1 protein-coding gene is annotated in these 370 nt (G+C 72.7%); it reads left to right on the top strand.

Annotated features, from left to right (window positions below):
- Nucleotides 1-370, top strand: a 370-nt coding sequence (locus QZ281_RS10560) for a DEAD/DEAH box helicase (RefSeq protein WP_292228200.1), incomplete at both ends; no start/stop codon positions are given.

Genomic DNA, 370 nt, shown 5'->3' on the forward strand with positions numbered 1-370 from the left:
CGCCCGCCGATCTGGCCCGCGCGGCTGGCGTATCCTCCGGCGTGGTCAAGGGGCTGGTTGATGAGGGCGTGCTGGAGGTGGTCGAGATCGCGGCGGACGCGGCCTTCGACGCGCCTAACCCCGACCACGCCCCCGCGACCCTGAACCCTGATCAGGCGGCGGCGGCCGAGGCTCTGGCGCAGGGCGTCGCCGACGGCGGCTTCAAGCCCTTCCTGCTGGACGGGGTGACCGGGTCCGGCAAGACCGAGGCCTATCTGGAGGCCATCGCGCGCGTGCTGCGCGCCGATCCGGCGGCGCAGATCCTGATCCTTCTGCCCGAAATCGCCCTGACGCAGGCCTTGATCGAGCGGATCGCCGCCCGCTTCGGCGC

Origin of the sequence: Brevundimonas sp., from assembly GCF_018608325.1 — a bacterium.
GTDB lineage: Bacteria > Pseudomonadota > Alphaproteobacteria > Caulobacterales > Caulobacteraceae > Brevundimonas.